Origin of the sequence: Bradyrhizobium cenepequi, from assembly GCF_020329485.1 — a bacterium.
Classification (GTDB): Bacteria; Pseudomonadota; Alphaproteobacteria; order Rhizobiales; family Xanthobacteraceae; genus Bradyrhizobium; species Bradyrhizobium cenepequi.
In genome coordinates, this window is record NZ_JAGKJI010000001.1 from 569,090 (window position 1) to 590,676 (window position 21,587).

The following is a 21,587-nucleotide window of genomic DNA, read 5'->3' on the forward strand; positions in this document are numbered from 1 at the left end:
TGTCTATTCGGACAGCGAATGAAGACGAGTGGGAGAGAGCGTCCTTGATCTACGAAATTCGCATCTACGAGGCGGCAGAAGGAAAGGCCGAGGCCATGCGGGCGCGCTTCAAGGAGCACGTCGTGCCGCGCCTGCCTCGTCATGGCATCGAACTGCTCGGCGTCTTCGAAGCGCCTGCGGAGGATGGCCGCCTCACATATCTGACGCGCTTCAATTCCGAGGACGATAGGACCAAGGCCTGGGCGGCCTTCGGCGCCGACGATGAGTGGCGAGCGATCAAAGCGGCGTCCGAACGCAACGGACCTCTCCTGAAAAATCAGAGCGTGTCCGTGCTTTCGCCGGCGGTCGCCGGTCTCCTGCTCGGGTGACGCGATCGTCGCGAGCCGAGCCGGCGAGAGTATCAAGCGTGGAAGTCACTCCATGAAGCCTGCCCCCTTCGAATATGTCAGACCGGATTCGGTCGCTCAGGCCTGTGAAATGCTCGCGGCGGACGAGGACGCGCGCATTATCGCGGGCGGTCAGACCCTCGTTCCCATGCTGGCGATGCGGCTCGCGCGCGCTGCGAAGCTCATCGATATCTATCGTTTGCCAGAGCTCAATGGAATTCGCGTCGAGGGCGACGTCCTCGTGATCGGCGCGACGACGCGTCAGGTCCAGGTCGAGCGAAGCGCTCTAGCGATGCAGTCGACGCCGCTGCTCTCAAAGGCGCTGCCCTGGGTGGGACATCCGCCGACGCGCAATCGTGGGACGGTCGGTGGTTCGGTCGCCAATGCCGATCCGTCGGCAGAAATCCCGCTGGTTGCGGTGACGTTGGGTGCCGAGATCGAAATCACCAATCCCGATGGCGTGACCAGCATGCCGGCCGACGATTTCTTCATCGGTCCGATGCTGACGTCGGTTATGCCGGGAGATTGCGTAACCGCGGTGCGCTTCCCGATCTGGCGACATGCGCGGGTCGGCACTGCATTCCATGAAGTAAGTGCCCGCAAGTCGGATTTCGCTTTCGTTGCCGCGGCCGCGCAGGTTGCGCTGGACGAAGACGGAAAGTGCATCGCGGCGGCGCTTGGCATCGGCGGGGTCGGTGATCGCGCTCTGCGTCTCGATGTCGCGAAGCTGGTGGGTGAAACGGCCGGCACCGCCAGGTTGAAGGATATCGTCGCCGAAGCGGCCGCTGTTCTGGAGCCGTCATCCGATCTCCATGTCTCGGCCGCTTATCGCATGCGCGTCGCTGTTGCTTTCGGTGTTCGCGCTCTGGAGGATGCGATGACAGATGCTTGCTCCGCTGCAACCCAGTCGAACCGTGGAGCGAAGCAATGGAGGTGACGCTCAAGGTCAACGGTCGCCTGTGCTCTGCCGACGTCGAGCCGCGCAAGACACTGCTGGATGCGATCAGGGAAGATCTGGCGCTGCCCGGAAGCCACGCAGGTTGCGAACACGGCGTCTGCGGCGCGTGTACGGTGCTGCTCGACGGCGAGCCCGTGCGTTCATGCCTGATGTTCGCTGTTCAAGCGGATGGCTACGAGATCACCACGATCGAAGGGCTGGCGCCTGCCCCCGGAGAACTTAACGTGGTCCAGGATGCGTTTTGCGAGACCCACGGTCTGCAATGCGGCTACTGCACACCCGGAATGATTTTGACGGGACATGCGCTGCTACAGCGTACGACTGAACCGACCCGCGAAGAAATCGTCGAGGCGATTTCCGGCAACATTTGTCGCTGCACCGGATACGGGCAGATCGTCGAAGCGATCGAGTTCGCCGGTGAGCGCCTGCGCAAGGCCAATGCCCCGCGCGATTTGAAAGGGGCGGGCGCCAATCAGCCGCAGGTCGATCCGTCGGCCGAAACCGACGCGCCGCAAGAAGGTGTGCTGAAGGCTGCCGAGGCCGATACGCCGCATGGAGATCGTCCGTGAGCCCAGAGCCAGCAGCCTTAAAATTCGTATCATCGAACCGGCGCGTGCGCGAGGATCGGCGGTTCGTCGCGGGGCATGGGCGCTATGTTGCCGACATCGTGCTCGATGGGATGCTGCATGTGGCTCTCGTGCCCTCACAACATCCTGCCGCGAAGATCTTGGCGATCGACACCAGCGCAGCGCTGAAGATGCCGGGCGTTGTCCACGTCTTGACCGGCGACGACCTGGTCAAGGCTGTCGATCCGCTGATGAATGGTCTCGACACGCCGAAGGTCCGCCGCTTTCCGCTCGCGGTCGGGCAGGTCCGCTATGCCGGCGAGTGGGTCGTGGCCGTGGTGGCCGAGACCCGCGCGCAGGCGGAGGATGCTGCGGAGAAGGTGCGGGTCACATACGAGCCGCTGCCCTACGTCATCGATGGCGAAGAAGCCGCGACCGATGCCAGCCCGAAGGTGCATCCCGAACACGGCACCAACGTGCTTTTGGACAAAACGTTCGTCTGGGGCGATGTCGAGAAACATTTTGCCGAGAGCCCGCGCCACCTGTCGTTTCGGGTCGTCTGGGGACGCAATTCGACCGTGCCGATCGAGACCTTCGGCGTGGTGGCGCGATGGGATGCATGGCGGGAGATGCTCGATGTCTGGGCGTCGATCCAGATGCCGAAATATCCGGACCAGATCGCTCGCGCGCTGCGCATCCCGGCCAACAACGTCCGCGTCCATCAGGATGTCGATGTCGGCGGCAGCTACGGCGTCAAGCGCGGCATCAAGCAGACCGTGCTGGTTTCGCATCTCTCGCGCATCCTCAATCGGCCTGTGCGGCTGATCGAGGATCGTCTCGAAAACATGCGCGCCGGCGACGCGCACGGCCCGGAGCGGACGTTCGATGTCGAGATCGCATTCAATGATGAGGGCATCGTCAAGTCGATGAAGATGAAGGCGCTCGACAATGTCGGCGCCTATGCAGGACGTTCGCCATTCCAGCTCGGTAAACCCGTCGGTGCGATCGTCGGTCCCTACAAGATCGAGAGCGTGCAGTATCGTGCGATGGCGGTGCTATCGAACAAGGCGGCTCAGGAGGCGGTCCGCGGCTTCGGTCAGTCTCCAACCAACTATGCGATCGAGGCAGCGATCGACAAAGTGGCCGCTGCGGTCGGCGTTGATCGCATTGAGATCCGGCGTCGCAATTTCATTCGCAGCCACGAGTTTCCATACCTGATCCCGAGCGGCACGCACTACGACAGTGGCGATTATCACACCGTCGTCAGCAAGGTGCTCGCGAGCGCGGACTACGAAGTGCTGGTCAAGGAGCGCGATGCATTGCGTGCATCCGGCGTGATGGCCGGCATCGGCGTTGCCGCCTGCCTGGAGCCCAGCGGCGGCAACTCGTCCTTCGAGCCGTTGCTCAACGAGAAGAACACCACATCGACATGGATGGACTCGTGCCGCATCAACATCGATGGTCTGGGCTTCGTCACGGTCACGATCCATACGACGTCGGCTGGCCAGGGGCACGAGACGTTAGCAGCCACCGTCGTCGGTGAGGTCCTTGAGATCGATCCCGACCTGATCCGGATCGTCCGGCCGGATTCACTCGCCTGTCTGCCGTCGAACAGCCCGGTAGGAAGCCGCATGGCGATCATGCTCGGCGGCGCCTGCTATCACGCCGCCGAAAAGCTGAAGGCGAAGTTGAAGCGGATCGGTGCGCATCAGTTCGGATTGAGCGCCGATGACGTCGTCTATGCGCAAGGTGGCGTATCGGATCCGGGGTCGAACAAAACGCTGTCCTGGGCGGAGCTTGTGAACATCGGTCATCGTCAGTTCCACGCTCTGCCGGCAGGCATGGAGCCGGGGCTCGAGACGACCCATGTCATGCAGGTGCCGACCGGCACCAAGCTGCCGGAGAACGGCCGGGTGCAGATGTATCCGTGTCACTCGTTCGAGTTTCATCTGGTTCTGCTGACATTCGATCCGGAGATCGCCAAACCCGAGATCCGCAAATACGTTATCGGACATGATTGCGGCGTCGTGATCAATCCGCACATCGTCAAGGGTATGACGCTCGGCGGCATCGCGCACGGGATCGGCGCAGCGCTGCTGGAGGAGTTCTCCTACGACAGCGAAGGGCAACTGCTCACTCAAAGCTTCATGGATTATCTCCTTCCATCGTCGCACGAAGTGCCAAATGTCGAGATCGTGCATCACTGCACGCCGTCGCCCTTCACCGTGTTTGGGCAAAAGGGATCGGGCGAAAGCGGCTATCTCGGCTCCCCGGCCGCGATTTCCGGCGCCATCAACGACGCGGTCTCGCCGCTCGGAATATCGTTCTCACGACTTCCGATCCGCATCGCGGCAATCAGCGATGCCATCGCGGCGGTCAAGAACAAGCAAGCAGAGGATTATGCATGATCATCGATTGTCACGCTCATCTTGTACCTCCGAGCCTGCTCGAAGCCATCCGGGCGCAGAAGGACAGCTTTCCGTCGATTCGCGTGATCGAGGATGGCGGCAGCCTTGGATTTTCGTTTGCGGGCGGCAAGCCGACGCGTCCGGTATCGAAGCCGCTGAGCGATATTGCCGCTCGCCTGCAGTGGCTTGATACGAACAAAATCGAGCGTCAGGTCGTCGGTGGATGGCTCGACATGTTCGCTTACGAGATTCCCGCTGAAGAGGGGCTGCGGTGGTCGCGACTGATCAACACACACCTGGCCCAGGCGGCCAAGGAGCAGCCGCGCTTCATACCCCTGGCGACTGTGCCGCTGCAGGATGGTGCGCGCGCGGCCGAAACTCTGCGGGAGGCGCACGCGGCGGGCTTCAAGGGCGCGATGATCGGTACGCAGCCGAAAGGGAAGGGCGGTGTCCTCGATGATCCTGCGCTGATCCCGTTCTGGGAGGCGGCGAACGAACTGGGATCGATGATCTTCATCCACCCGGTGTTCGAGAGTGGCGACGACCGCGTCCACGACTATGGAATGGCGAATGCCGTCGGCCGTATCACCGATACATTGATCGCGATTTCGCGCCTGATCTATGCCGGCCACGTCACTCGCTACGGCAAGGCCAAGATCGTTGCCGGGATCGGCGGCGCTGCGCTGCCCTATGTGATCGGCCGTTTGCGCAGGAACTACTCGCTCGACAAGGACAAGCTTGGCGATCCGGATGCGGCGCTGGCTGCCATGTACTACGACACCATCGTGCAGGATACGCGGGCACTACGTTATCTCGCCGACATCGTCGGGGCCGATCGCATCATGATGGGTTCCGACATGCCTTTCCCGATCGGCGACCTCGCCCCGCTCAAGATCGTCCAGGACACACGGTTCTCGGACGCCGAGCGCTCCTCGATAAATGGCGGTCTTGTCCAGAAACTGCTTGGTCTGTGAGGAAGGAAGCATGAAGCTCGAAATCGGAGGCTCGGAGACCATCCCTGCATCGGTCGATGCGCTGTGGGTTGCGCTCAACGATCCAGCCGTCCTGACCCGGTGCATACCGGGTTGCCGAAGCATGACCGAGATGGCGCCGGACGCCTACAAGGTTGAGATGCAGCTTCGGGTCGCCGCCGTCGGTGGCTCGTTCGAAGGAGAAATCAGTCTGCACGATAAGGAGGCGCCGAAGGTCTGCGGCATCAAGGTATCAGGCGCAGGTTCGCTTGGGCACGGCAACGGCACCGCGCGATTCGAGATCGAGCCCGACGGAGAAGGCTCGAAGCTGATTTACAAGGGCACGGGAGAAATTGGCGGGCTCGTCGCCGGCGTCGGTCAGCGGATCTTGTCCAGCGTCTCCAAGCATCTCATCGGCCGTTTTTTCACCGCGCTCCGCAAGGAGTTCGAGCAGCCCGTTCACGGAGCGGCGGAATAAGAAATGGTCGGCGCCAGTCAGCAAATCATGCGGGTCGAAGTGGAGCAAGGCATCCGCCTGGCGGTGGAAGCTGCTGGCGACGCTGACAAGCCGGCGCTACTGCTGAGTAATTCGCTCGCCGCCGACCTGACCATGTGGGACGAGATCGTCGCACGCGCGGCCGACCAGTTTCGCATCGTGCGTTACGATGCGCGCGGCCACGGTCACTCGGATGTGCCGGCTGGGCCCTATACGATCGAGCAGCTCGGGCGTGATGCGCTCGCGATCATGGATACCCTGGACATCCGGCGTGCGGCCTTTTGCGGTCTGTCGCTTGGTGGATTGACCGGCATGTGGCTCGGCGCAACCCACAGCGAGCGCTTCGGCGGGCTCGTGCTTGCCAACACCGCGGCAAGCTTTCCGCCGGCCGGGATGTGGCTTGACCGGGCGGAGCAGGTGCGAGCCAGCGGGATGCAATCTCTCGCGGACGCGACCATCGAACGATGGCTCACCAAAGCGTATCGGGAAAGTCATCCGCAGAGGTCGGCCGCGCTCCGCGCGATGGTCGAAGGAACTCCGGCGGAAGGATATGCCGCGTGCTGTGAAGTGCTCGCGACAACCGACATGAAACCTCATCTTGGCCAGATCAATTGCCCCGTGCTTGTCATCTGCGGCGCCCACGATTCATCGACGCCACCGGCGCGGGGTGAGGAGATCGTGGCGGGGGTCGAAGGTGCAACCATGGTGACGCTCGACGCGGCGCATATTTCGGCGGTCGAGGCAGCTGACGCTTTCGCAGCGGAAGTCAAGAAGTTCGTGTCTCGAATAACGGGACCGGTAGAGTAACAGGGAGGAGAGGATGAAGAAGGTTGCATTCGCACTAGCATTCTTGTCTGCGCTAACAGCGGCCGCGCCATCGCCTGCGGCGGATCTGCCGAAGATCTCGATCGTCGTGTTCGGCGCGCCTTCTCTCGGAGCGTTCCTTCCTCCGGTGATCAAGGCGCAGAAGCTCGATGAGAAGAATGGAATATCGATCGATTTCCAGGAGCGCACGCCGGACGCTTATACCGCGCAATTCAATTCCGGAGAATTTCAGGTTGGCGGGAGCGCGGCCCTTCTCACCGTCGGACTTGCCGACGTGCGCGGCGTCAAGGCGACGTATCTTTTCAATTTGTTCGACTATTGGGGTGCGGTGGTAACATCACGCGCCGAGATCAAGACCATCAAGGATCTGGAAGGCAAGGAGCTTGCAGCCGCGAAGGGCACGACCAACTACGTCATGTTCGATTGGTTCGCGCGTCAGCTCGGCGCGGACACAAGCAAGTTCTCGGTGATCAATACCGCCACGCCCGGACTGGTCGGCTATGCACTCGCTGATCGCGCCACAGCCATTCAGTTGTGGGAGCCTGCCTATACGACGTTGCACTCCAAGAAGCCAAGCATTCGGATGCTCGATCTCAATATCAAGGAGAGCTGGCAGAAGATGTCCGGCAGCGCCAACATTCCCTATCTCGGCGTTGCTGCACATCGCGATTGGGCTGAAAAGCACAAGGATCTGATCCCGAAGCTCTATGCGACCTACAAGCAGGCGGCTGATTGGGTTGTCGCACATCCGGACGAGGCAGCAACGCTGATCGCCGGAAAGGGGTCGGCCGAGTCCGGCAAGGCGATCGCCGATCTGATCCGGGCAAACGACCGGCTGGGCATGAACGTGACGCCGGCGTCTGCGGTCGTGAAGGAGATCAAAGCAGTCTACGAGGCCGGCAAATCGATTTCATTCCTCCCGTCGCACCCGTCGGATTCGACGATCTACGAGGGACCAATGCAATGACGGCGGCTCAATATCAGCTTTCCGACGCCGGCAGGTTCGGCGCGGCCGCGCTTCGTCGCGTGGGCACCTACCTTTTGCCGTTCGTGGCGGTTGCGGCGGTTTGGCAATTCGCCTCGTTGTTCTTTCCGCCGTTCCTGTTTCCCTCGCTGGTCGATGTCTTCTGGCGCTTCATCGGCATCGTCACCGACTGGGCTCAGTTCTCGGACGTCATCGCCACCGTGCTGCGAATTCTGGCCGGGCTGGCAGGCGCATTCGTCATCGGCGCGCTGCTGGCTGTCTTGATGGCGCAATCGCGCGCGGCGCATGATTTCCTGTCGCCTGTCCTGACGCTATTTCAGGGCATTCCGGCGCTGTCCTGGGTCGTGTTTGCGATCATTTGGTTTCATGGGATCGAGCCGCGCATCTTCTTCATCATGGTGATGACGACGCTGCCGGCCTTCTCGTTCCAGATTCTCGGAGCGCTGCAGGCGATGTCGCGAGATCTGGTCGAGATGGTCATGAGTTTCCGGCCGTCGCGCATCAAACTGTTTCGATCGATGATCATTCCGGCCGTGCTGCCGGACATTTTGACGGCCTGGAAAGTCAATCTCGGCAATGCGTCACGTGTGGTCGTGGTTGCTGAACTGGTCGGCGCGACCGGCGGCGTTGGCTATGAGCTCCTGCAGCAGCAGCAGGTGTTCGACATGGCAGGAGCTTTGGCATGGACGCTGCAACTCGTCTTCTTCGTTCTGATCGTTCAGGCGATCCTGACGCTGATCGAAAGGATCGCATTTCGGTATCGGGCAGTGTCGGAGCGCTCGCTATGACCTCGAACGATTCAACCGAAATGGTCATCCGTCTCGATGGCGTTTCGAAGAGTTTCGGCAAGCCGGGGTTGGCCGGAGCCTACCTGGCGGTTGACAAGCTCGATCTGCAGGTCGCGCAGCGGCAGATGTTGGCCCTGCTCGGCAAGACCGGCTGCGGAAAAAGCACGATCTTCAACATGATCGCAGGTCTGACCGAGCCCACCGAGGGCCGGGTCACGGTAGATGGCCGCAATCCGTTTCGCGAGTTCGACGCGTTTCGCGGCCGCATGGCGATCGTCTTTCAGAACGACAGGCTGTTGCCCTGGCGGACTGCGATCCAGAACGTCGAGCTCGGCCTTGAGATCCTCGAAAAGACGTCTGAAGAACGACGCGCCATGGCGCAGCGTTGGCTGGAGACGCTCGGCCTGCGCGGTCATGAGGACGACTATCCACACGCCCTTTCCGGCGGCATGCGTCAGCGGGTCTCGATTGCGCGCGCATTCGCCACCAACGCGAATATTCTGCTTTGCGACGAACCGTTTTCAGCGCTCGACGAGATGACGGGACGACGACTACGCACCGAGTTCGTCAAGCTGGTGAAAGAGAACGGAAAGACCGCGGTCTTCATCACCCATTCGATCAACGAAGCGCTCGAGATCGGAGATCGCATCGTGGTTCTCAAACGGCCAGCCAACATTGCGATCGACATCCCTCTCACCCCCGCGGCGTCCCAGGAGAGCAAAGAGGCCATCCGGAGCCAGATCCAGCATGTTCTGGCGGCGTGAAGCAAGGCTCGACACGCGCCGCTAGGTGGATGGCTGTCTGAGATCGCGCAAAGACGCCCAGCTGTGCGGCGACGCGGGGTCACCAGCAAGCGGTCGGTTTGGGCCGGGTTCGACGGAACTCGGCTCTCTTATGTCTTATCAACGAAAAGACCAGCGGGGAGAAAATATGTCGCGTCGTCGGTTCGCTCTGTTTACAGCTATCTGTCTTGGCACCAGCACCGTGGTTCAGGCGGCTCACGCCACTGATTGGCCGAACCGGCCCCTCACCATGATCAACCCGTTCGCGCCGGGAGGCCCCAATGACGTGGTCGCCCGTTTGATGGCGCAGCGCATGGGAGAAATCCTGGGCCAGCCGGTCATTGTCGAAAACGTCGGCGGTGCCGGCGGCATGAACGGGGCCGGCCGTGTCGCCAAAGCCGATCCCGACGGCTACACCTTCCTGCAAGGCACGGTCGGCACCCAGGCTCAGAACCAGACGCTCTACAAGAAACCAGCATACAACGCGCTCACAGACTTCGCGCCGGTTGCGCTGGTGATGGAAGCGCCATTGGTCCTGGTCGCGCGCAAGGATCTTCCGGTCAAGGACATGAAGGAATTCGTTGCATACGCCAAGACCAACAAGGACAAGATGCAGTATGGCTCCGCCGGCACAGGCTCGGCGATTCATCTGGGCTGTGCGCTGAGCAACATGATCACCGGCCTCGACATCGTTCACGTGCCCTACAAGGGCGCGAATCCCGCCATGCAGGACCTGATGAGCGGTCGCGTCGATTATCTGTGCGACATCATCACCACCGCCAAGGCGCAGATCGATGCAGGTACGGTGAGACCGATCGCCATTCTGTCCAAGCAGCGGTCTCCAGCGCTGCCGAACATATCCACCGCGATCGAGCAGGGTTTCGATGTCGACGCCTACACATGGAACGCGTTCTTCCTGCCGAAAGGCACTCCGGATGCTATCGTCCATAAGCTCAATCAGGCGACCGTCGAAGCCATGAAGACGCCCGCCGTGCGGGAGAAGCTGGAAGCTGCCGGATTGGTCATGGCTAGGGATGATGAGGTTACCCCTGAGTACCTCGCAAAGTTCGTACAGAGCGAAATCAAGAAATGGGAAGCGCCGATCAAGGCGAGCGGCATCAGCATCGAGTGATATGGGCTTGTCACTCGATGTCCTGCGTCCGATTTTGATCAGGGGGCAGCGTCAGATGTAATACAATGTCAAAATGTATCATCGCAAAAAGCTGGCCTAAATTGCATGGGAATAGCCGCGTCTTGAGCGGAACTTAACCAAATGCCGGCAAGATTCCTTCGGTATGTCGCCCCGCCAAATAGGCAACAGACTCTCCAAAGGGACCTTTCAGATGCTCGCCCGCTACTCGATCCGTACCAAGATCACTGTCGTCGTTCTGTTTCTGCTGGCAGCGATGTCGGCGATAGGCGGGCTGGCGCTGAAGCAGTGAGCGACATCAACGGCTCGACCGTTGAAATCGCAAATAGCTGGCTGCCGAGCATTCGCGCTCTCGGCGAGATCCGCGCGGCCACGATCACCTATCGCGCAATCGTCCGTACGCATCTCTTGTCGACCAACGAATCCGGCAAGCAGGCGCAGGAAGCATTGCTGGCAAAGTGGATCGGCATCCTCGGAGAAGCTCAGAAGCGCTACGAACGGATGATCACCTCGCCCGCGGAACGCGCCATCTACAATGAATCGAAGGCTGCATGGGAAGAGTACCTCGAAGGCGTCAAGCAAGTGCTGGTGCTCTCTCGCAAGAATGAGGATGCGGAGGCACGAACGCTGCACGCCAAGGCTTCGCTGGTCGGGGTGAAGTCCGACGAGATCCTTCAGAAGGACATCGACCTGAACAACAAGGGTGCCGACGCCGCCGCCGCAAATGCGGCAGTGAGCTACGCGACCGCGATGAAGATCGTGCTGGCCTCCCTTGTGCTGACAATGATCCTCGGCGTGTGCGCCGCAATCGTCCTTGTGCGCGACGTCTCGACCGGGATCAAGTCGATCGAAGCTCCGATGCAGGCGTTGGGCAGTGGAGATCTGACCGCCGCGATCCCGCATCAGGAAGCGAACACCGAAATCGGCAACATGGCGAGAAGCCTGCAGGTCTTCAAGGAAGCGTTGATTGCCAAGAAGGCGGCAGACGAAGCCGCCGCTGTCGACGCCAAAGACAAGATCGTGCGCGGAGAGCGCATCAACGCAATCACCCGTGACTTCGAAGCTCTGATCGGCCAGATCGTGGAGGCCGTGTCCAGCGCATCCGTCGAGCTCGAAGCATCCGCCGGCACGCTGACCGGATCAGCCGAGCGTTCGCAGGAACTCACGTCGCTGGTAGTCGCAGCTTCGAACGAAGCCGCCACCAACGTTCAGTCAGTGGCATCGGCGGCCGAGGAGATGTCGTCGTCTGTGAACGAAATCAGCCGTCAGGTGCACGAATCCGCCAGCATCGCGGGCCAGGCGGTGGAGCAGGCGAGTAGGACGAACGACCGCATCGAAGGATTGGCCCAGGCGGCGACGCGTATCGGAGATGTCGTTGATCTCATCAATACCATTGCCGGACAGACCAACCTGCTGGCTCTGAACGCGACCATCGAGGCGGCGCGGGCGGGCGAAGCGGGCCGCGGTTTCGCGGTCGTGGCCTCCGAGGTGAAGACCCTGGCGGAGCAGACGGCGAAAGCTACCGGCGAGATCAGCCTGCAGATCTCGGGGATCCAGGCGGCCACGCAGGAGTCGGTCGGCGCGATCCGCGAGATCAGCGGCACCATCGGACGGATGTCGGAGATCTCCTCAACCATCGCGTCGGCCGTAGAGGAACAGGGCGCCGCGACCCAGGAGATCTCCCGCAACGTGCAGCAGGCGGCCCAGGGAACGATGCAAGTGTCCGTAAATATTTCCGACGTGCAGCGCGGGGCTATCGAGACGCGGTCTGCATCCACGCAGGTCCTGTCCGCTGCCCAGTCGCTATCAACCGAAAGCAGCCGCCTGAAGCTCGAGGTAGGCAAATTCCTGAACTCCGTGCGAGCGGCATAGCCGCTCGCAGACGGAGACTGTCGGCGCATCGCACTGGACCAGGAACATGTGGTCGACCCGAGCCAAGCTCCAGGCCGGAAGCCTCGGGAACCTGGCAATGTCTGGTCTGGCCGTCGACCGGCAAGGACGTTCACGGGCGTACGCCGGTGGATGAAGGGCTCTTGAACACCTCAAACACCGAGGCGGTGTCCTGATCAGCGAACCCCATCGCAAGCGCTTTCTCATAGAAAGGAACGGTCGCAGCAAAAAGTGGGACGGCACAGCCGAGCTCGTTTACGAAGCGATCAATGATCGCCATGTCCTTCTTCCACGTAGCCACCCGCATCGTGGCCGGAGCGTAGGTTCCTTTCGCCATCATAGGCGCCCGCATCTGGAACATGCGGGAGCCGCCGGCGCCGGCGCCTACACATTCGATGACTTGGCGGAGATCGAGGCCGGCACTTTCGGCAACCATCATGGCCTCCGCAGCCGCCACGTTGTGAATGGCAACGAGGAGATTTGCGACAAATTTCATCCGGCTGCCGTTACCGTAGGCGCCGAGGTCTACGCTCTGCTTGGCGAAATCCGCAAAAAGAAGCTCGCATCGCTTGATCGCCGTGGAATCACCACTCGCGTAGACGACCAGATCTCGCATCTTCGCCTGTGCTCCCGTTCCGCTGAGGGGACAGTCGAGCGCGACATGATTGCTGGCATCAAGGATCGACTTGAAGGCGAGCTTATCGTCGAGCGCGAAAGTGCTGAGCTCAACGACGGTATGTGGGCTGGACCCGTGCGCGATCGTCTGCGCGACGATCTGAGCGGCCGCTGGTGTGGGCAAGCTTGTCATGATAGTTCGACTGTGTGCCGCGACCTGGGATGCGCTTTCGACAACTGTGACGCCGGCTTCTGCTGCCTCGTGACGGCGAGCCTCGTCGATGTCATAGCCGATCACGCTCCAGCCGCGCTGGACCAGGTTGGTACTGATCGCGCCGCCCATAATTCCGAGGCCGATGATACCGACGAGTTTTTCTTCAGTGCCTCGTTCGTCCATGTTTCTCTCCCTAAGTTGCTCTCGGCTGGCTGCTCGCTCTATTGGCCGCATTAATGATCAAGCGATAAGCACGCTGGCAAACCAAGTCAATTTCACTGTCGCAAGTATGCGGACAGGATCATCCCTCGTATCGATGGTCTCGTGTGATCGCCAGAAGGGTGCCGATCATCGACGTGTTCGGCCATCAAACAGATCGTCGACGCTCAGGTTGCGCTGCAAGGTGTCGTCCAATTCAGCCTTGCATTCGGCGCCGAAAGACGGTATTTATCACTCGATAATCAAGAAGAGACAAGGGAGTGCGCTATGAAGGTTCTGGGATTCAACCATCTGTCCGTGGGGGCGAAGGACCTGGAAGCCTCGATGCGCTTCTATCAGGAGGTGCTCGGGCTCGAGCCGATACCGACCTACAATTTCGGTTTCAAGACGCGGTACCTGCGCTGCGGTGATCTTCAGCTCCACGTCTTTGAGTTGCAGGACCACATTCCCGTGTACCAACATTTCGCGATCGATGTGGATGATTTCCATGCAGTCTATGAGCGCGCCAAGGCGCTCGGCGCACTCGATTCAACCGCCTTTCGCAACTGCGTGAACGAACTGCCGGATGGATGCGTGCAGATGTATCTGCGTGACCCCGCCGGCAACCTGATCGAAGTGGATTGGCCGGACGTGAACACGCTCGACCGCTCCAAAATTCCCGAGATGAAGCTGCTGAGCGAGTTCGCCGCGCAAGACGCCGAGGGCCTTCGCGCCTCCCTCTATCTTGACCGGCCACACATGAAACCGAACCGGACAGATCGGGCCAGGTGAGGGAGATCGCGATGGCGAGCATCCTTCAGCAACCAACCAATGGCGAAGGTGGCGCTGCCGACAAGCTATATGCAGCGATGCTCGAGCGGGCGCGGGAGTTGTTGCCACGCCTCCGCGGGCGGGCGGCGACAACAGAGCAACTGCGCCGCCTGCCGCCCGACACCGAACGGGCGCTGCATGAGGCGGGGCTGTTCAGGATCCTGCAGCCGAAGCGGGTCGGCGGTTCGGAACTGGATTATGTCGCACTGATCGATTTCGCCGAGGTCATTGCCCTTGCCGATGCGTCCGTGGCGTGGAACTTGGCCAACCTCGCCAGCCACCACTGGATGCTCGGCATGTTCGATCCGCGCGCTCAAGATAAGGTCTGGAAGGAGAATCCGGACGCGTTGATAGCATCGTCGTTCGTATTTCCCGCAGGCCGTGCCAGCAAGGTCGCAAACGGCTATCGCATCTCCGGGCGCTGGCCGTTTTCTTCAGGCGTCGACTCGAGCAGCTGGAACATGCTCGCCGGCATCGTTTCCAGCGACGACGAGGCAGAGGGCATCGAGCACCGAATCTTTCTGGTTCGGTCCGCGGACTATCGCATCATCGACACTTGGGACTCCAGCGGTCTCAGGGGTACGGGATCCAGCGATGTTGAGATCGAGGACCTCTTCGTTCCCGACCACATGACGCTTGCCGTGCGGGACGTAGCCGGAGGACCGCCCCCCGGCAGTCAGGTGAATCCCGGCCCATTGTATGCGCTGCCGGTGTTCTCGCTGTTTCCGTTCGTGCTGTCCGGCGCAGCGTTGGGCAATGCGCAAGGCTGCCTGGATGACTACGTCGAGACCGCCCGGCATCGGGCGTCAACCTATAATCGGATGAAGCTTGGGGATCTGCAGACCACGCAGATCAAGATCGCCGAAGCATCCGCCAAGATTGACGCGGCGCGGCTGGTCATGCGCCGAACCTGCATCGAAGCGATGGCCGATGCAAGGCGCGGACGGATTCCGGATCTTGCCGAGAAAACGCGTTATCGCCGCGACGGCGCGTTCTCGGTCAACCTGTGCACCGAGGCAGTCGGACTATTGTTCACGGCGAGCGGGGCGCGCGGCCTTTACACGGCAGGCACGCTCCAGCGTCAATTCCGTGATGCGCATGCGATCAATGCCCACATCGCCTTCAGCTTCGACGCGGCAGGTACCAATTACGGACGGGTGGCTCTGGGCCTGCCGTCCGAAAATCTAACGCTGTAGCGAGCTTCAAATGGCCACGCCGACCTCTGTTGGCTCGGGCGACGCTGCCCACCGGAGCGGGGCGCCGTTGGACGGACGCGACTTTCGAAAGGCGCTGGGGCGCTTCGGCACCGGCGTCACCATCGTCACGGCTGCCGCCGAAGATGGCACGCCCGTGGGCCTGACCTGCAATTCGTTCGCTTCGGTCTCGCTCAACCCGCCACTCGTGCTGTGGAGCCTTCTCGTCTATTCACAGAGCATGAGCGTCTTCCAGAACGCCTCGCACTTCGCGGTCAACGTGCTCGCGGCCGGTCAACGGGAATTGGCTGCTCGCTTCGCGGCCAGCAAGGCCGACAAGTTCGCAGGAACCGACTGGCGAAGCGGGCTGGGTGGCGCGCCCGTGCTGGCCGGCACGGTCGCGACCTTCCAGTGCCGCACGGTGGACCGGTATTACGGCGGCGATCACATCATTTTTCTTGGTGCCGTGGAGCGCTACGCCTACAACGATGCCGAGCCACTGCTCTTTACACGCGGCGAGTTTGGCCGTTTCAGCCCTGGTGTGTGATCCCTCGCTTATCATGAACAAGAAATCGCCTACCTCCGCTCGCCCCAAATCGAAGCGCCTTTCGCCAGAGGAGCGGCGCCAGGAATTCATCCGCAAGGCAACCGAGTTCTTTGCCGATGAAGGTTTCAATGGCGGCACGCGGGAGCTGGCACGCCGCCTCGGCGTTACCCAGCCGCTCCTGTATCGCTATTTTCCGAGCAAGGACGACCTGATCGAGGAGGTCTATAAGAAAGTTTATCTCGAGCCGCTCGAGAGCGGCTGGGAGAAGCGTCTGGCGGACCGCTCGCGACCGATCCGCGAGCGGTTGTGTGAGTTCTATAACGCGTATACAGACGCGATCTTCACGCGGATCTGGCTACGCATTTATTTGTTTTCGGGTCTGAAGGGGCTCGAGATCAATCGCGCTTACGTCAATGTGGTTCGCGACAAGATCCTGACGCGCATCGTCAGGGAATGCCGCGCTGCGGCCGAGCTGCCCGCCCAGAAGCCCACACCGGCCGAACTGGAGATGGCTTGGGTCTTCCACGGCGGCATCTTCTATTATGGCATCAGGAAATACATCTACGATGCGGCGGTGCTCGAGGACAAGGACAAGATGATTGCGGATGCTGTCGACGTTTATCTTGCGAGCTTTACGCGGATCGTCGAGCCGCGCCGGCTCTCGAGAAAATCAGACCGTCTCCAGCTGGCCGGTGAGGACTGAACGCTGCACCGCCTCGAACACCCGAACGTCGAACCGCATTTCGTCATGCGTCACGGGATAGGCGCCGTCACCGCGAATCGCGCGGCCGAAGGCCTCCAGGTTGTCGCGCACCGCTGGATGCGGCGGATAGTAGGCGACACTGCGGTCGGAGCCCCGAACGACCCGGGTTACGTCCCAGCCGGTCGGCCTTTCCGGATGAGTGCGGTCTCGAATCTCCATCCAGCCGTGTGAGCCTAGCAAGGCGAGCCGGCCCATGAAGGGGGTGGCGAGGATTGCAGTCAACGCTGCGGTGGTGCCGCTCTCGAAGCCAAGCGTGATCGACAGCGTGTCGCCATTTGCGAAGTGGCTGCCCAGAGTAGCGAGCCGCGCCCAGACGGTCGTGGGCGTTCCGAGCAAGGCAACTGACAAATCGACAAGGTGAATGCCGGTCGCCGACAACGGTCCTGCCGGATTTGCCGTTGCGGAGAGCCTCCAATTGTCCGGCGGCAAATCGAGGAACTTGTCCTGGCTGAAATTGGCTTCGACCATCAAGGCCTTGCCGAACTCACCCGCTGCCAGCCTCTGGCGCAGTTCGATGATCGCCGGCTCGAAGCGACGCTCATGACCAATGCCGAGCTGGACCTTGGCCGCCTTCACCGCCGCGAGGGCGCGGTTCGCATCCGATGCGGTGGTGCATAGCGGCTTTTCGCAGAAAACGTGCCGGCCGCTCGCCGCGGCTGCAACGATCTGATCAGCATGCCGGTCCTGCGGCGTGCACAGGATCACCGCTTCGATGTCGCTTCGGTTCAAGGCGGCTTCGAAATTGTCGGCGGTCTCTAAGCCTTTTGCCTCGGCAGCCGCACGGGCAGCCGGTGCCGGATCCACGCCGAGCACCGGCCGGATGATCGAGCTTTCGCTGAGATTAGCGGCGATCGTCTGGCCCCACCACCCGAGGCCGATGACGGCGGCTTTGATCATGATGCGCGGCCCGCACTCTGAGCCTTTGCCAGCGCCTCGCGATACCAGTCGCCGATCTCGCTTCCCGTCATCAGGGCGACACCATCATGGCCAATGACGTGGTCGAGGATCTGCTCGAGGTAGCCGATCCGATGCGGCACGCCGGTGATGTAGGGATGGATCGAAATCGCCATGACACGGGCGTTATCCGCTCCCTCCTGGTACAGCCGATCGAATTGATCGATGCAGCGGCGCAGGAACTGCTCTGAAGGCATATGTTGGAGGGCGTGCACGACGATATCGTTGGTCTCAACGGTGTATGGAATGGTCGTGATCCGCCCGTACGGCGTATCGATGTCCTGCGGAAGATCGTCGATCACCCAGTCGGCGACGTATTCGATTCCGTGTCGGCGCAGCAGATCAAGTGTTTCGTCCGTCTCGGTGAGACCGGGACTCTCCCACGAACGCGGCGGTTTGCCGGCGAATTTCGTAATGATGTCGACCGTACGCTTGATGGCATCGCTCTGGTCCTCGACCTTGTGCATGGGTCCCTGGAGAAAGCCGTGGCCCATGAATTCAAAGCCGGCCTCGCGCGCCGCGGCGGCAACCCGCGGATAGGATTGGCAGACACTTCCGTTGATGGCGAGCGTGGTGGGAATGTTGCGGTCGGTGAGCGCCTTGAACTGGCGCCAGAACCCGGCGCGCATGCCGTATTCATGCCAGGACCAGTTCGGAACGTCAGGCAGCAACGGCTGGCCCATGGGAGGGCTCAGTACCGTGCGCGGCATCGCTTGCTCGATGCGCCACTCCTCCACATTGAGGATAATCCAGACGGCGAGTCGCTTTCCTCCCGGCAACTCAAGCTTCGGCCGGTCGATCAGCGCCTGGTAAGGAATTCGCTCCGACAGCGCCACAGAATGTCTCCTCTATTCTTGTGCCGATCTTCGCCAATTCAGCCTACAACCGTTGGCTGTGACTTGGTTCATTGCAGTCGGGGCAGCACCTTTTCAGCTAAAAGGATCATAGAGCAGCGGCCGAGCTCGCGATCCTTCCAGTCTTTGCCGGCATAGAGCAATGTTCCGAACTCGCCAACCTGCTCTTGAAAGGCGAGCAGCTTGTCGGCGACGCTGGAAGGCGTTCCGTAGATGACCAGGCGGTCACAGATCGATTCCAGGGTGACCTCCTCATCCGGCTGGTCGCGGTGTGTCTTGAACAGTTCGATGCGCCCATTCTTCTTCAGCTTGGTGAAGAGCGAACGGTAGTAGTTCACGTAAGGCCCGTCGGGATCGGTCGCATAAGCCTTGGCAGTCGCTTCATCCTCGGCCACGAAGATGCTCTTGGCAACGCGCCAGTTGGCCGGATCCGCCGCTCGGCCCGCGCGCTGGCAGCCCTCGACATATCTGGGCCAATGGCTCTTGACCCAGGCAGGCATCAGGAAGTTGGCCGAAATCGGCTCCCAGCCGCGGGCGGCAGCCTCGGTGACCCCCTTGGAAAAAGGTGCAACGGCCGTAACGACGATGGGCGGATGCGGCCGCTGCAGCGGCCGCGCGATATAGCCCTGACCGACCTCCGTCATCATGGTTCGCGCCGTGGAGATCGACCAATACTTGCCCTTGATGTCGTATGGCGGTTCGCCCTGCCAGATCGCCAGCACCTGATTGATTGCTTCCACGAACATTTCGTTGCGATCGGCATCGAGATTGCCGAAGAGCTCGGCGTCAGACAGGAGGCCGCCCGGGCTGATTCCGAAGATCAGCCGTCCTTCGAGCATGTGGTCCAGCATCGCGATCGACGCTGCGACGGCAGCGGGGTGCGCATTCGGCAGGTTTACCGTTCCGGTGCCGAGGCGGATGTGCTTGGTCGCAGCTGCAATCCAGGCGATAAACGCGATGCATGAGGTGATGTTTTCGGCGCGGTCGGTCACGTGTTCGCCGACATAGGCTTCGCTGAACCCGAGCTCGTCCGCCAACACGAAGGCTTCGCGATCCTCCTGGAGCGACTGGCGCCAGTCTTTTTGGAGCGGGTGGATCGGCATGGTGAAGAAGCCGAGTTTCATGGGGTATCATCCTGATTTGGAAGGCTCAGCAAGAGTAGCCATTGCCGGCCGCAAGAAAAATGATAATTCTTGCTCAATCGCATTAGTTAATTTGATATGAGAACAATGGTCTCGCTGCGGCAGCTTCGCTCCTTTATCGCCGTGCACGAGGAAGGCTCCTTCACAGCGGCTGCGCTCCGGGAGGGCGCGACCCAGTCCGGCATTTCGCAGCATGTGGCGCAGCTGGAGGAGGAACTCGGCACGGCGCTGTTCGAGCGGCACGGCCGCAACGTCGCGCTTACCGCGGCGGGCCGGACCTATTACGAAGAATGCATCGCGGCGTTGAAGCGGCTCGACGTTGCTGCGCAGAAGGTCGCTGCCGAGAAGCCGAGCGGTCCCCTTCGTGTCGGCCTCATGCCGACCTTCACGCGCTCGCTGCTGCCGCCTGTGCTCGAGAGTTTCCTTCTCGCGGCGCCAGCGGTCCAGATCAACATTACTGAGGCCTATTCCGGCGTGCTTACCGAGATGGTGCGGGCGGGAGAGCTCGACTTCGCCGCAGTGCCCGCGTTTTCCGGAACACCTGGGGTCTCGCAGCGCCTTTTGCTGCGCGACCGTGAGATGCTGGTGCGGGCGCGCCCGCGGGCGACGCGCAGTCATCGCACCATCGCTGGCACCGTCCGCCTGTCCGAGCTCGGACCTTTGAAGGTCGTCGTGCCGGGCTGGCAGAACACCCGCCGCGGCAACATCGAAACTTATTTCGCCGCGAATGGGATCGAGATCGCCCAACGGCTGGAACTTGACGCCATGATGGGCACGCTGCAATTCGTCGCAGCGAGCGACTTCGTTGCGATCCTACCCTTTATCATGATGGTGTCGGACCTGAAGGAGTCGCGATTTGAGATCCGGCCGCTCGAGGATCCGCCACTCCATTCCGAGTTCGTCCTGACTGAGCCGGCACGCAAGGCGATCTCCCCGGCCGCGGCGCTATTTGCAAGGCTCCTCAAGGAGGAGGCGGCACGTGCGCAGGCGCTGTTTGACCGCATGATCATGAGCGGAGCGTCGGTATCCCGGCCGGCCCGGAAGGCGCGGGGCTCCCGTCGGCTCAAGTGATCGATCGATAAACAAACTTGACCTTTGGCAACTTGCAACGTCTAATCCGCCCCAGGCCGGCACGATAAGGCGGCTTGATGAAAAGACCTGGGAGGATGGCCGGCAAATGAAAGCTCCGGCTTTCAGCTATGTGCGCGCGGAGAGTATCGAGCATGCGCTCGAGCTGCTGTCACGCCATGGCAGCGCCGCGAAGATCCTGTCCGGCGGGCAGAGCCTATTGCCCGCGCTCAATCTGAGGCTTGCCGTCCCCGCTATCCTGATTGACATCGGTCGGCTGGATGAGCTGCGCGGTATCAAGCTTCGGGACGACATCGTCGCGATCGGGGCGCTGACCCGTCACGCCGACCTGCTGACCTCGGAAGATATCTCGGCCAGCTTGCCGCTGCTGCGACAGGCCGCGGCTCATGTCGCTCATCCCGCCATTCGCAATCGCGGCACGATCGGCGGGAATCTCGCGCATGCCGATCCGGCATCCGAATTCCCTGCTTGTATGCTTGCGCTCGAAGCGAGAATGGTGATTCGAAGTGAGGGCGGCGAACGGCGCGTCAATGCACGCGATTTTTTCCGGGGAATTTACGAGACAGCACTCGAGCCACACGAACTGCTTACCGCGATTGAAGTTCCGCGGCCACAGCCAGGCTCGCGGACGTATTTCCATGAATTCGTCCGCCGCAGTGGCGACTACGCGATGACGGGTCTCGCCGCTCTTGCGCACGTGGATGGCGCGCAGCTCGGCGATTTGCGCCTTTCATACTTCGCCATTGGTGATCGTCCGCACCTTGCGCGCGCCACCGCTTACTTGGTTGGTGTGGACATCACCGCCGAGCGCATAGCGGAGGCGCAAGCCTCGCTGGACGCCGAGCTTGATCCCCCGGATGACCAGCAGGCCAGCGCAGCCATGCGTCGGCATTTTGCGCGGCTGCTGCTATCGCGCTGCGTGGCAGACGTTCTTGAGCGGCCGGAGCTTGCGATGGAGGTGGTGAGGTGACGGCCACCCGCA

20 protein-coding genes and 2 pseudogenes are annotated in these 21,587 nt (G+C 61.4%); 18 read left to right on the forward strand and 4 right to left on the reverse strand.

Features of this window, described 5'->3' with window-relative positions:
* Positions 1 to 44 precede the first annotated feature (44 nt).
* The 12 genes and pseudogenes from J6497_RS02850 to J6497_RS02905 all read left to right on the forward strand — a co-directional run bounded on the left by J6497_RS02850 (position 45) and on the right by J6497_RS02905 (position 12,187).
* Positions 45 to 368, forward strand: a complete 324-nt coding sequence (locus J6497_RS02850) for an NIPSNAP family protein (protein ID WP_225702682.1) — start codon at positions 45 to 47, stop codon at positions 366 to 368.
* Positions 369 to 420: 52 nt separating this feature from the next.
* A complete protein-coding gene (locus J6497_RS02855; protein WP_225702683.1) occupies positions 421 to 1,323 on the forward strand; it encodes an FAD binding domain-containing protein in 903 nt (300 codons plus the stop codon).
* Positions 1,314 to 1,772: pseudogene (locus tag J6497_RS02860) on the forward strand ((2Fe-2S)-binding protein); the annotation flags it as partial. The gene J6497_RS02855 and the pseudogene J6497_RS02860, both read left to right, overlap by 10 nt.
* Before the next feature lie 137 nt (positions 1,773 to 1,909).
* Positions 1,910 to 4,318 (forward strand): xanthine dehydrogenase family protein molybdopterin-binding subunit, encoded by a 2,409-nt coding sequence (locus tag J6497_RS02865; protein WP_225702684.1) that lies wholly within the window; start codon positions 1,910 to 1,912, stop codon positions 4,316 to 4,318.
* Entirely contained in the window at positions 4,315 to 5,292 is a 978-nt protein-coding gene (locus J6497_RS02870; RefSeq protein WP_225702685.1) for an amidohydrolase family protein, read from the forward strand. Before J6497_RS02865 ends, J6497_RS02870 begins: the two co-directional genes overlap by 4 nt.
* A gap of 10 nt (positions 5,293 to 5,302) precedes the next feature.
* Entirely contained in the window at positions 5,303 to 5,767 is a 465-nt protein-coding gene (locus J6497_RS02875) for an SRPBCC family protein (RefSeq protein ID WP_225702686.1), read from the forward strand.
* 3 nt (positions 5,768 to 5,770) lie between these two features.
* Positions 5,771 to 6,592 (forward strand): 3-oxoadipate enol-lactonase, encoded by an 822-nt coding sequence (pcaD, locus tag J6497_RS02880; RefSeq protein WP_225702687.1) that lies wholly within the window; start codon positions 5,771 to 5,773, stop codon positions 6,590 to 6,592.
* 13 nt (positions 6,593 to 6,605) lie between these two features.
* Complete coding sequence (locus J6497_RS02885) at positions 6,606 to 7,577, forward strand: ABC transporter substrate-binding protein (RefSeq protein WP_225702688.1); 972 nt, start codon at positions 6,606 to 6,608, stop codon at positions 7,575 to 7,577.
* On the forward strand, positions 7,574 to 8,383 hold the full coding sequence (locus J6497_RS02890; protein WP_225702689.1) for an ABC transporter permease: 810 nt from the start codon (positions 7,574 to 7,576) through the stop codon (positions 8,381 to 8,383). Before J6497_RS02885 ends, J6497_RS02890 begins: the two co-directional genes overlap by 4 nt.
* Entirely contained in the window at positions 8,380 to 9,147 is a 768-nt protein-coding gene (locus J6497_RS02895) for an ABC transporter ATP-binding protein (RefSeq protein ID WP_225702690.1), read from the forward strand. Before J6497_RS02890 ends, J6497_RS02895 begins: the two co-directional genes overlap by 4 nt.
* A gap of 25 nt (positions 9,148 to 9,172) precedes the next feature.
* On the forward strand, positions 9,173 to 10,297 hold the full coding sequence (locus J6497_RS02900; protein ID WP_225702691.1) for a Bug family tripartite tricarboxylate transporter substrate binding protein: 1,125 nt from the start codon (positions 9,173 to 9,175) through the stop codon (positions 10,295 to 10,297).
* 211 nt (positions 10,298 to 10,508) lie between these two features.
* Positions 10,509 to 12,187, forward strand: a pseudogene (locus tag J6497_RS02905) (methyl-accepting chemotaxis protein).
* 130 nt (positions 12,188 to 12,317) lie between these two features.
* Here J6497_RS02905 and J6497_RS02910 read toward each other — a convergent pair.
* Positions 12,318 to 13,268: an NAD(P)-dependent oxidoreductase gene (locus tag J6497_RS02910; RefSeq protein ID WP_225702693.1), complete on the reverse strand. Its 951-nt coding sequence runs from the start codon at positions 13,266 to 13,268 to the stop codon at positions 12,318 to 12,320.
* Positions 13,269 to 13,520: 252 nt separating this feature from the next.
* Here J6497_RS02910 and J6497_RS02915 point away from each other — a divergent pair, with 252 nt between their 5' ends.
* Genes J6497_RS02915 through J6497_RS02930 form a run of 4 tightly spaced genes read left to right on the forward strand, consistent with a single transcriptional unit; the run spans position 13,521 to position 16,506 of the window.
* Positions 13,521 to 14,024: a VOC family protein gene (locus J6497_RS02915; protein WP_225702694.1), complete on the forward strand. Its 504-nt coding sequence runs from the start codon at positions 13,521 to 13,523 to the stop codon at positions 14,022 to 14,024.
* An 11-nt stretch (positions 14,025 to 14,035) separates the two neighbouring features.
* Positions 14,036 to 15,259, forward strand: a complete 1,224-nt coding sequence (locus J6497_RS02920) for an acyl-CoA dehydrogenase family protein (RefSeq protein WP_225702695.1) — start codon at positions 14,036 to 14,038, stop codon at positions 15,257 to 15,259.
* 10 nt (positions 15,260 to 15,269) lie between these two features.
* On the forward strand, positions 15,270 to 15,803 hold the full coding sequence (locus J6497_RS02925) for a flavin reductase family protein (RefSeq protein ID WP_225702696.1): 534 nt from the start codon (positions 15,270 to 15,272) through the stop codon (positions 15,801 to 15,803).
* 13 nt (positions 15,804 to 15,816) lie between these two features.
* Positions 15,817 to 16,506, forward strand: a complete 690-nt coding sequence (locus J6497_RS02930) for a TetR/AcrR family transcriptional regulator (RefSeq protein WP_225702697.1) — start codon at positions 15,817 to 15,819, stop codon at positions 16,504 to 16,506.
* On the opposite strand, the gene J6497_RS02935 is transcribed toward J6497_RS02930, so the two are convergent.
* The 3 genes from J6497_RS02935 to J6497_RS02945 all read right to left on the reverse strand — a co-directional run bounded on the left by J6497_RS02935 (position 16,474) and on the right by J6497_RS02945 (position 19,498).
* The gene (locus tag J6497_RS02935) at positions 16,474 to 17,463 is read right to left on the reverse strand and encodes a Gfo/Idh/MocA family protein (protein ID WP_225702698.1); all 990 of its coding nucleotides are present in this window, start codon (positions 17,461 to 17,463) and stop codon (positions 16,474 to 16,476) included. The two genes, J6497_RS02930 and J6497_RS02935, sit on opposite strands and share 33 nt — an antisense overlap.
* Positions 17,460 to 18,356, reverse strand: a complete 897-nt coding sequence (locus tag J6497_RS02940; protein WP_225702699.1) for a polysaccharide deacetylase family protein — start codon at positions 18,354 to 18,356, stop codon at positions 17,460 to 17,462. The genes J6497_RS02935 and J6497_RS02940 overlap by 4 nt, the downstream gene beginning before the upstream one ends.
* Positions 18,357 to 18,424: 68 nt before the next feature.
* Positions 18,425 to 19,498: an LLM class flavin-dependent oxidoreductase gene (locus tag J6497_RS02945; RefSeq protein WP_225702700.1), complete on the reverse strand. Its 1,074-nt coding sequence runs from the start codon at positions 19,496 to 19,498 to the stop codon at positions 18,425 to 18,427.
* Between the two features lie 105 nt (positions 19,499 to 19,603).
* Between J6497_RS02945 and J6497_RS02950 the strand changes: the two genes are divergently transcribed.
* Both J6497_RS02950 and J6497_RS02955 read left to right on the forward strand, forming a co-directional pair.
* Positions 19,604 to 20,587, forward strand: a complete 984-nt coding sequence (locus J6497_RS02950; RefSeq protein ID WP_225702701.1) for a LysR family transcriptional regulator — start codon at positions 19,604 to 19,606, stop codon at positions 20,585 to 20,587.
* 106 nt (positions 20,588 to 20,693) lie between these two features.
* Positions 20,694 to 21,575, forward strand: coding sequence for an FAD binding domain-containing protein (locus J6497_RS02955; protein WP_225702702.1), 882 nt, complete (start codon positions 20,694 to 20,696; stop codon positions 21,573 to 21,575).
* Positions 21,576 to 21,587 lie beyond the last annotated feature (12 nt).